The sequence below is a fragment of the Nocardioides sp. genome (assembly GCF_036405735.1).
Classification (GTDB): Bacteria; Actinomycetota; Actinomycetes; order Propionibacteriales; family Nocardioidaceae; genus Nocardioides.
On the sequence record NZ_DASWXC010000109.1, the window covers coordinates 87,329 to 96,528 of the forward strand.

Consider the following 9,200-nt stretch of genomic DNA (forward strand, 5'->3'; position numbering starts at 1 on the left):
GCCTCCGCGCGGTTGCTCCAAGCGGCAGCCCACCGACCGCCGGCCGCTAGCGTGAGGGCACGTCGAAGCCGCACGACCGCTACGACACCGTCTCTTGGTCAAGGGGTGTTCATCAACCGAGGAGCGCGTATGGGTGCCGGTGATGCAGGTGTGCCATCTGACAGCGGAGCAAATCAGGCCACGATGGGGCAGGGAGACCAGTTCGCTGACTCAGTGCTCGCTCTGCTGGCGGTCGCTCGGAGGACCCGGGGCCGGTTGCAGCCGCTTTTCGAGGACGTCACCGTGCCGCAGCTAGTGCTCCTCGATGCCGTGCAGGCCTGCGGCCGCGAGGGCATCGCGGCCATCTCGGCGTACACATTGCTGAGCCAGCCCACCGTGACCCAGCAGGCGGCCGGGTTGGAAGCGGCCGGGCTGCTGCGTCGCATCACGGCCGAGGACGATCGACGCCGCCGCGTCCTCACGCTCACCGAACGCGGTGAACAGCTCCTGGCCGCCAAGCGCAGCCTGGTTGCCGACCGGCTGTCGGCGGCCTGGACATCCCTCACCCACGAGGAGCAGTCCATCGCGGTCCCGCTGCTGCGCCACATCATCGACCTTGTCTCGGACCTCGCCTGAACCCCACCCAGAAGTGACCCCGGCGGACCGACGCCCGGGACCGGCCGGAGCACACGCCGATCTCTTTGGTCCATGGCTGGAGCGACAAACCCGATGACGATCGACCCGGCAATGCGATCAACTCGAGTGACCGCCGCAGACCCACGCCTTCCCGGGACTGCGGTAGCTCGTCCCACTGAACATCTTCGGCTCCGCCGGGAGGTCCGCCGGCAACGCCGTTGAACTGGTGTTCGGATCGGCCAACCGCGCGGTGAGCAAGTCTTCTGGCCCGCTGGCGACAGCCGTCGACCGGAAACCGAGCGGCATCTCGCGCGAGGCATCGGCTTACGCCCGGTCGCGGCGCTGGCCGGTCTGGAAGCCCGCCTCGCTCTGGGCGTGATGGAGCCACACGGCCCTACGGGAGATCGACTTGGAGGTTCGTGACCGCTCGAGTCCGGTCCGATCCGCGGGGTACTGGGGCTCCCGTGCACGATCCAACCTTTGGATCGCGCCGTTGCGGGGAACCGGTAACTGCTAATGCGTCACGACTTTGAACTAGGCGCCCAGTCCCTCCGCGTCGCTGCCCTGTGTGAAATGGTCGACGCCCACTGTCACGAACACGGCTGTCGAAGTGGCCACGGACCGACCTTCCAGTGCGCTCACGGTGGCGGCGACGAACAACTTCCGGCCCTCGCGCTGGGTCACGGCCGCGTCCAGTCGGTATGTCGCTCCGATCAGCACCGGCGCGTGGTAGTCAACCGTCAGCTGGCGGGTCACGGCGGGTTCGCCGACCAGGTAGAGCAAAAACCCGTAGAGGTCATCAAGCACGGTGGCGATGGCGCCTCCGTGCACGATGCCGGGCGCGCCGACATGGCGGTTGTCGAAGGTGTGCCAGGCCTGCACGCCATCGCCCTGGCGGATGACCCGCAGGCGATGACCGTGGGGGTTGCCCGTTCCGCAGCCCAGGCATTGGTCGTGGTGCTCCGGTAAGTCGGCGCCGTCCGGATACGGCCGGAACTTGTCTCCCCACGCTGCCAGCAGGGCTCCCATGTCAGCCACGCGCACTCGACTTCAGGCGCCGTGCCCAGGCGGCCAGCACCTCCGCCTGCCGCCGCTCGGGATGTGGTGTCAGCAGGCCGCTGACCCCCCGCCCGAGGAGAAGGTCAAGGGTCAGCCGGACCTCGATCGGATCCGTGGTGACGTAGGCCCGACAGACCTCGGCGAGGCCAGCGTTCACGCGCTCTTCGGCGGGAACGAGCTCGGCGCCCAAGGCGGGGTGTGAGCGGGCCGCCACCCACAGCTCGAGGCTTGCCGCATATAGCGGGCCGGAGACTGCCTCCGCCAAGAGCCTCAGCGCTGCCTCCGGCGGCCCCGAGTCCGTGGAACCCACCGGCGCGGCACCCGAGGGTCCCAGTCGCGACATCTCGTCCCGCACCCTGCGCAGGCGCTTCTGCGCCAAGTGCTCGACGGCTGCAACCACCATCTGGTCACGGGTCCCGAAGTGATGCAACTGTGCCCCCCGCGACAGCCCAGCCCGCTCCGCGACCGCGGCGCTGGTGGTCCCCGCATATCCGAGCTCGGCCAGACACGTCACCGTGGCGTCCAGCAGCGCCCGCCGCGTTAACGCCGAACGTTCCTCCTGTCGTCTCGCTTGCACCGGCACAGGGAGAATCTATCATGCGTTCATGAACGTATGTTATGTATGGCAGCCGCGGACGAGGAGTCATCACGGGGTTGTCCCTTGGATTGCGGCCACGCGCCTTGTGGGAGCGCGTGCCAGTGGTGGGTGAACCAGCGGTAGGAAGGAGCGCCGTGCGGCTCAGTGCGCGATCCTAGCGCCGCGGTGGCCGCTCCTCGGATTCGAAGACGTAGGCCTGGGCCAACTGGTACGGCTGGTGCCCCCTGGGGGTGCACGCCCCTGCGGAAAACGGGGGGAGTCGGATGGAACGAGGCCGGGTTCACCACCAGATCGAGCTCTACGTCGACGTGATGGCGACCGAGGAGCGGCTCGCCGACCCCTCGTTGGTCTTCGCCCCGATTCGGCCCTTGCGTCTCTGACCTGCGGTGGACCGCTTGAGCGGCCCGGCGGCTCAGCCGGGCTTCGGCAGGGACCGGGCGATGATCCCCTTCATGATCTCGGTGGTGCCCGCGTAGATCTGGCTGATCCGCAGGTCGGTCCACGCGCGCGCGATCGGATACTCCTCCATGTAGCCGTAGCCGCCGTGGAGCTGCAGGCACGCGTCAGCGACCCGCTGAGCCCGTTCCGAGGACCAGTACTTCGCCATCGCGGCGGTCGGGATGTCCAGTTTGCCCTTGACGTGCAGTTCGAGACACTCGTCGATGAAGGCGCGGGTGACGCGGGCCTCGGTGGCGACCTCGGCGAGCTTGAACTTGGTGTTCTGGAATCCGAAAATCGGCTTGCCGAACGCCTCGCGCGTGAGCGTGTACTCATGCGTCAGGTCCAGCATCAAGTCCATTGATGCGGCGCAGCTCACGGCGACGATGAGCCGCTCCTGCGGCAGTTGCATCATGAGCTGGATGAAGCCCTGACCCTCCTCGATGCCGAGCAGGTTGCCGGCCGGCACGCGCACGTCATCGAAGAACAGCTCGCAGGTGTCCTGGCCCTTCAGGCCGATCTTGTCCAGGACCCGACCGCGCCGAAAGCCCTCGGAGCTGCTCGGCACGATGAGCAGTGAGACCCCGGCAGCGGCCTGATCGGGGCTGGTCTTGCAGGCGACCAGCACCATGTCGGCGTGGAAGCCGTTGGTGATGAAGGTCTTGGCGCCGTTGACGACGTAGTCCTCGCCTTCTCGCACTGCTCTGGTCTTGATCCCTTGGAGGTCGGAACCGGTGCCGGGCTCGGTCATCGCGATGGCGGTCACGACCTCGCCGGAGGCCATCTTGGGCAGCCACTGCTGCTTCTGCTCCTCGGTGCCGTAGTGCAGCAGGTAGTGCGCGACGATGCCGCTGTGCAGCGCGGCTCCCCAGCTGCTGTCACCGATGCGAGCCTGCTCCTCGATCAGGATCGCCTCGTGGAAGAACGTCCCGCCTCCCCCGCCGTACTCCTCCGGGATCGACGTGCACAACAGACCCAGCTCGCCGGCACGGGTCCAAAGCTCACGGTCGACGCGCTTGTTGTCGATGAACCGCTCGATGTTGGGCTTGACCTCCTTCTCGCAGAACGTGCGGGCGAGCTGGCGGAAGTCGTCGAGGTCCTGGGTCATCCAGGGCGAACGTCGGCCGGGCACAGAGCCTCCAAGGGGTAAGGGGATAGCGGGTACAGCATGTACCACACGCTACGGGTACGCCATGTACCCGCGCTACTCCGTGGGCTAGGTTGCGGTCGTGGATCTCGCGAAATGGGTGGACACAGCCGTCGTGCGTCGGTCCACTGCGCACGATTCCCATCGAGCTCCGCGGCGCGAACAGATCGTGGTGGCGGCGGCCGACGCGATCGAGGAGTACGGCGCCGGGGTCGGCACCGCTCAGATCGCAGAACGCGCAGGCGTGGCGCGGCCCCACGTCTACCGCCACTTCGACAGCAAAGAGGATCTCGCCGGCGAAGTGCTGCGGTTCGCGGCGGACCAGCTCATCGACACCGTGCGGCCCGTGATGCGAGTCAGTGGCACGGCCCCTGCCATCATCCAAGGTGTGATCGGGGCTGCACTCGGGTGGGCTGCCGAGCACCCGAACCTCTATCGCTTCATGGCAGTGCGGCAGCAGAACAAGGAGACGCATCGGGCCAGGCTGGGGCGCACTCGGTTCCTGGGGGAGGTGGTGGCCGCTGCGTCGGCGTACCTGCGCACCCCCGAGGTCGAGGTTGACCTTCCGGACGGGGTCATGGCCGGGCTGATGGGCATGGTAGATGCCGGAATCATCTGGTGGCTCGACCACCACGACGAGTCCCAAGACGAGGTCGTCGCGCGGATCGCGCACCAGGTCTGGTTGATCCTGCGCGATCTCGCTAACAGCGTCGGGCTCGGCATCGACGACGACAGCTACTTGAGCGTCCGATGAGGACCGCTCCAGCATGTGGACGGCGCGCACCGTGCACAGCCGCGTGGGCACAGAAGGCCGCAGGATGGACGTCGAAGTCGGGAATGCCGACGACCGCCCGGCGGCGGCGATGACGCCGGCAGCGGGGGCGGACTTCGGGGCGACCTTCTTCCTCGATCATGTCAGCGCTTCGGTGCGCGACTTCACACAGCAGGTGGTCGCCGGCGCGTCGAGTCCGCGTGAGCGAGCGAGCCTGCGCTTCGCAGCGGTCGGGACAGGGTCTGGTACGACCCCTACTCGTTGTCCCGAGACCCTGCGCACTACCGGGTCAGCTACGTGCTCGAGGCGGGCCGCGCCTACTGCGTGCCCAAGGCGGTGCTGCTGGCCGCGGTGCTGCGGGCCGCAGGCGTCCCTGCCCGGCTGGGCTTCGCCGACGTCCGCAACCACGTGCAGTCCGACACCCTGCGCGCGCCGTCATGGGTGGCACGGACCTGTTCGTGTACGACGGCTACTGCAGCGTCCACCTCGACGGACGATGGTTGAAGGCGACGGCAGCCTTCAATGTCGAGCTGTGCGATCGCTTCGACGTGCCCGGTGTACTTCGACGGACAGAACGACCTGCTCATGCACGCCTTCACCTCCGACGGCACCCGGCACATGGAGTACGTGCGGGCCCACGGCAGCTTCGACGACCTCCCGCTGGGCCGGATCCTGACCGCCCTCGACCAAACCTACGGCCGCGTGGCCCCCGGCGCCGGGTTTGCCGACCACGCCTTCGCTGCTCCTGCCGACACCGGGGAGGCCACCGAGCATGCACCCGTGGACTTGTCGGTGAGCTCGGACTGGGCACCCTCGCCTCATCGGTGCTCGTGCTCACCTCGGAAGTGGCTCGGTGAGCTGCCGGTCCATCTCTTGAAGGCGTGCGAGAAGTTGGTGAGATCGCTGTAGCCGAGCTCGTTGGCGACCTCGCTGACCGACGTGGAGGGGTCGAGAAGCCGCTTCCTCGCGCGGTCGACCATCGACTGCTGCAGCACCTCGCGGAAACTGGTCCCCTCGGCGGCGAGGCGCCGTTTCAGGGTGCTCGAGGACATCGAGAACTCGTCCGCGACGGACTGGACCGTCCTCATCCCGGACCCGCCGTCGAGCAACGCCCGGACTCTGCGGGTGAACTCCGGGGAGTCGGCCCGGCGCGCGAGCGCCTGCTGGAGCTCGGTGACGGCGAGTCCGTACGTGATCGGGTCGGGGAAGCGGCAAGCAGCCCGAAGCGTCCTCGCGGGCAGGTGCAGGTAGGAGAAGGGGGCGTCGAACTCGAGCCGGGACAGGCTCTCGGCCTCTCGGGGTAGCACGCTCGGCTCCGGCCAATGGCTGTGCATAGTCGCCTCCGACACCTCGCCGACCAGCAGGTCGATCAACCGCATCAGTGCCAGTCCGCAGTAAGTGACGACCAGACAGTCGAGATCGGGGTCGCCTGCGTTCCCCGACAGCCTGATCGTCAGGTCGTCCTGCTGCGGATGGAACTGCGTGGTGACCGCTTTGGTGATCAAGGGCAGGTAGGTCAGCAGCTCCACGACCTCTGCGACTGTGCACGCGCTGACCAACGGGACACTCAACGGTCCGAAGGACGTGAGCTGCGCCTGTTCTGCGCAGGCGATCCCGAGCCGGGTGGCCTGCTCGACGTCGAGGTCGGGATAGACCTCGCGGAACCACCGCAGCGGTGCCTCGCCCTGGGTCTGGATGAGAGCCAGCTCACCGGTTCCCTCGCGCGCCATGATGATCCGGAAACGCTCGACGGCGTCCTCGTCGATCGCCGGACTGCTCAGGAGCTGCACGAAGGCCAGCGACGGGACGCCTGGCTCGTCTGTCCACACAGGCAGCCCTCACGTGATCCGAATTCACAACATACTGACACGATACGACATGGCTTTGCCAGCGGTCCGTCGACAACAATCATCACCGAAACGTCCATCCGGTAGGCAAAGGCAGGAGAATTGTCGATGGCAGTGGTCACCTTCATGTCGCACGACGGGGAGCAGCACGAGGCCCCGCTTGAGGAGGGCAGCTCGCTGATGCAGGTGGCGACGAACAACGCCATCCCGGGCATCGATGCCGACTGCGGCGGCGAGGCCGCCTGCGGCACCTGTCACGTGATCGTTGATCCCGCCTGGGCCGACAAGGTCGGCCGGTCCGGTCCCGAGGAGGAGGAGATGCTCTCGATGAACCCCGAGCGACAGCCGACGTCTCGCCTGTCGTGCCAAGTCAAGGTCTGCGAATCGTGGGACGGCTTGACCGTGCAGTTGCCCGAGTTCCAGATGTAGCAGGAGGTCAAGCCAGATGAAGTTCCCAGAAGTGAAGATCCCAGAAACAGTGAAGACGAAGGTCGAGTCCGCCATCCCCCTGGAGCGACAGATCCAGGGCGCGCGCCTCTACGACAAGGGCCGGCGGTGGCTCACCGGCGCGAACGGGCCGATGTTCGTCGAGGCCCCGATCCCGCCGGTCGAAGAGGTCCCCCTCGCCGAGATCGACCTCAGCAACCCGTTCCTCTACCGACAGGGGCGGTGGGCGTCCTACTTCGAACGTCTGCGCAACGAGGCTCCGGTCCACTACCAGCCCCACAGTCCCTTCGGCCCGTTCTGGTCGGTGACGCGTCACGCCGACATCATGGCGGTGGACAAGAACCACGAGGTCTTCTCCGCCGAGCCTCTCATCGTCATCGGAACACCCCCGCGGTTCATGGACGTCGCGATGTTCATCGCCATGGACCCGCCCAAACACGACATACAGCGTCGCGCCGTCCAAGGTGTCGTCGCGCCGAAGAACCTCCATGAGATGGAGGACCTCATTCGCGAACGCGTCAGGGACGTCCTGGACAACCTGCCCGTCAACGAACCGTTCGACTGGGTGAGCACGGTGTCGATCGAGCTGACCGCCCGCATGCTGGCCACGCTGCTTGACTTCCCCTTCGAGGAGCGGCACAAGCTCGTCGAGTGGTCGGACCTGGCAACCTCGATGGAGCAGACCAACGGCGGCCCCGCCACTACCGACAACGACGAGCTGTTCCGCGGCATGCTCGAGATGGCGCGAGGACTCACTGAACTCTGGCACGACAAGGCCGCCCGGCTCGCGGCCGGCGAAGAGCCCGGGTTCGACCTGGTCACGATGCTGCAGAGCGATGAGGGCACCAAGGACCTGATCAAGCGTCCGATGGAGTTCATCGGCAACTTCGTTCTGCTGATCGTGGGCGGCAACGACACCACACGCAACTCGATGAGCGGCGGAGTTCTCGCGCTGAACCAGTACCCCGACCAGTTCGAGAAGCTCAAGGCCAACCCGGACCTGATCCCGAACATGGTCTCTGAGATCATCCGCTGGCAGACCCCCCTTGCGTACATGCGGCGGATCGCCAAGACCGACACCATGCTGAACGGCCAGTTCATCCGCAAGGGCGACAAGGTGGTCATGTGGTACGCGTCGGGCAACCGCGACGAGACGGTGTTCGAGCGACCGGACGAGCTCATCATCGACCGGCCCAACGCCCGCAACCACATTGCTTTCGGCTTCGGCGTGCATCGGTGCATGGGCAACCGGCTGGCCGAGCTGCAGCTGCGGATCCTCTGGGAGGAGCTGCTCCCGCGCTTCGAGAGGATCGATGTGGTCGGGGAGCCGCAGTACGTGCAGTCCAACTTCGTTCGCGGCATCAGCAAGCTGATGGTCGAGCTCACCCCCAAGGACCCCGGATGAGCACGGAACGCGCGGTGGTGGTCGGCGCCAGCCATGCCGGGGTACAGCTGGTCACCAGCCTCCGCCAGGAGGGTTGGTCGGGTGACATCGTGCTGGTCGGTGACGAGTCGGCGCTGCCGTACCAAAGGCCTCCGTTGTCGAAGGCATATCTGGCCGGGAAGTGCTCGCTGAAGGAGCTGGCCATCCGGTCGGAGGACTTCTACGTCAAGCAGGACGTCGAGCGCGTGACTGCCAGCGTGCAGGAGATCGACCGGTCGGCGGGCGAGCTCGTGCTCGGCACCGGGGACCGCCTGTCCTATGACGCTCTTGCTCTTTGCACGGGAGCGCACCCGCGACGTCTCCGCGCCGAGGGTGCCGACCTCGACGGGGTGCACTACCTGCGTCGGTCGTCGGACGTGGAGCGGATCCGCGAGGACGCGATCCCCGGACGCAACGCCGTCATCGTGGGTGGTGGGTACATCGGGCTGGAGACCGCCGCCTCGCTGCGCTCGTCGGGCCTCCACGTCACGGTCCTCGAGGCCGCAGACCGGGTCCTCGAGCGGGTCACCGCCCCTGAGGTGTCGGCCTTCTTCACGCGGATCCACCAAGAAGAGGGCGTCGACGTGAGGACGAACGCCTCGGTCGAGGCCCTGGTCGGCGACACCCGCCTGCGAGAGGTGGTCCTGGCCAGCGGCGAATCGGTCCGAGCCGATTTTGTGATCGTCGGGATCGGTATCGAGCCGACCACCGAGCTCGCCGAGGCAGCCGGCCTGGTCGTGGACGACGGGATCCTCATCGACGCCCACGCCCGCACCAGTGACCCTGACATCGTGGCGGCCGGGGACTGTACGTCGCAGGACATCCCCCGCTACGGCCGACGAATCAGGCTGGAG

The 9,200-nt window shown here is 67.0% G+C and carries 9 protein-coding genes and 1 pseudogene; 6 read left to right on the forward strand and 4 right to left on the reverse strand.

Going from position 1 to position 9,200, the window contains the following annotated elements; all coding sequences use genetic code 11:
• Nucleotides 1-213 precede the first annotated feature (213 nt).
• Nucleotides 214-615 carry a MarR family winged helix-turn-helix transcriptional regulator gene (locus VGE38_RS17440; protein WP_331143825.1) on the forward strand — a complete coding sequence of 134 codons (402 nt, stop codon included), beginning with the start codon at nucleotides 214-216 and terminating at the stop codon, nucleotides 613-615.
• A gap of 534 nt (nucleotides 616-1,149) precedes the next feature.
• On the opposite strand, the gene VGE38_RS17445 is transcribed toward VGE38_RS17440, so the two are convergent.
• The 3 genes from VGE38_RS17445 to VGE38_RS17455 all read right to left on the reverse strand — a co-directional run bounded on the left by VGE38_RS17445 (nucleotide 1,150) and on the right by VGE38_RS17455 (nucleotide 3,818).
• Entirely contained in the window at nucleotides 1,150-1,644 is a 495-nt protein-coding gene (locus VGE38_RS17445) for a PaaI family thioesterase (protein WP_331143837.1), read from the reverse strand.
• Nucleotide 1,645: 1 nt separating this feature from the next.
• A complete protein-coding gene (locus tag VGE38_RS17450) occupies nucleotides 1,646-2,257 on the reverse strand; it encodes a TetR/AcrR family transcriptional regulator (RefSeq protein WP_331143826.1) in 612 nt (203 codons plus the stop codon).
• A gap of 427 nt (nucleotides 2,258-2,684) precedes the next feature.
• Nucleotides 2,685-3,818, reverse strand: coding sequence for an acyl-CoA dehydrogenase family protein (locus VGE38_RS17455; RefSeq protein ID WP_331143827.1), 1,134 nt, complete (start codon nucleotides 3,816-3,818; stop codon nucleotides 2,685-2,687).
• 121 nt (nucleotides 3,819-3,939) lie between these two features.
• On the opposite strand from VGE38_RS17455, the gene VGE38_RS17460 reads away from it, so the two are divergent.
• Together VGE38_RS17460 and VGE38_RS17465 are read left to right on the forward strand one after the other, a co-directional pair.
• A complete protein-coding gene (locus VGE38_RS17460) occupies nucleotides 3,940-4,611 on the forward strand; it encodes a TetR/AcrR family transcriptional regulator (RefSeq protein WP_331143828.1) in 672 nt (223 codons plus the stop codon).
• Nucleotides 4,612-4,890: 279 nt separating this feature from the next.
• On the forward strand, nucleotides 4,891-5,133 hold the full coding sequence (locus VGE38_RS17465) for a transglutaminase-like domain-containing protein (RefSeq protein ID WP_331143829.1): 243 nt from the start codon (nucleotides 4,891-4,893) through the stop codon (nucleotides 5,131-5,133).
• A gap of 314 nt (nucleotides 5,134-5,447) precedes the next feature.
• Here the strand turns inward: VGE38_RS17465 and VGE38_RS17470 are convergent, their stop codons facing one another.
• Entirely contained in the window at nucleotides 5,448-6,419 is a 972-nt protein-coding gene (locus VGE38_RS17470) for an AraC family transcriptional regulator (RefSeq protein WP_331143830.1), read from the reverse strand.
• 165 nt (nucleotides 6,420-6,584) lie between these two features.
• On the opposite strand from VGE38_RS17470, the gene VGE38_RS17475 reads away from it, so the two are divergent.
• The 3 genes and pseudogenes from VGE38_RS17475 to VGE38_RS17485 all read left to right on the forward strand — a co-directional run.
• Nucleotides 6,585-6,905: a 2Fe-2S iron-sulfur cluster-binding protein gene (locus tag VGE38_RS17475; RefSeq protein WP_068121188.1), complete on the forward strand. Its 321-nt coding sequence runs from the start codon at nucleotides 6,585-6,587 to the stop codon at nucleotides 6,903-6,905.
• Between the two features lie 31 nt (nucleotides 6,906-6,936).
• Nucleotides 6,937-8,313, forward strand: a pseudogene (locus tag VGE38_RS17480) (cytochrome P450); the annotation flags it as partial.
• Between the two features lie 11 nt (nucleotides 8,314-8,324).
• On the forward strand, nucleotides 8,325-9,200 hold an 876-nt coding region (locus VGE38_RS17485), incomplete at its 3' end, for an NAD(P)/FAD-dependent oxidoreductase (RefSeq protein WP_331143832.1).

Bases quoted from the DNA above. Each gene is read 5' to 3' on its own strand.
- VGE38_RS17445 (WP_331143837.1), bottom strand. From the start codon at position 1,644: ATGGGAGCCCTGCTGGCAGCGTGGGGAGACAAGTTCCGGCCGTATCCG.
- VGE38_RS17455 (WP_331143827.1), bottom strand. From the start codon at position 3,818: ATGACCCAGGACCTCGACGACTTCCGCCAGCTCGCCCGCACGTTCTGC.
- VGE38_RS17475 (WP_068121188.1), top strand. From the start codon at position 6,585: ATGGCAGTGGTCACCTTCATGTCGCACGACGGGGAGCAGCACGAGGCC.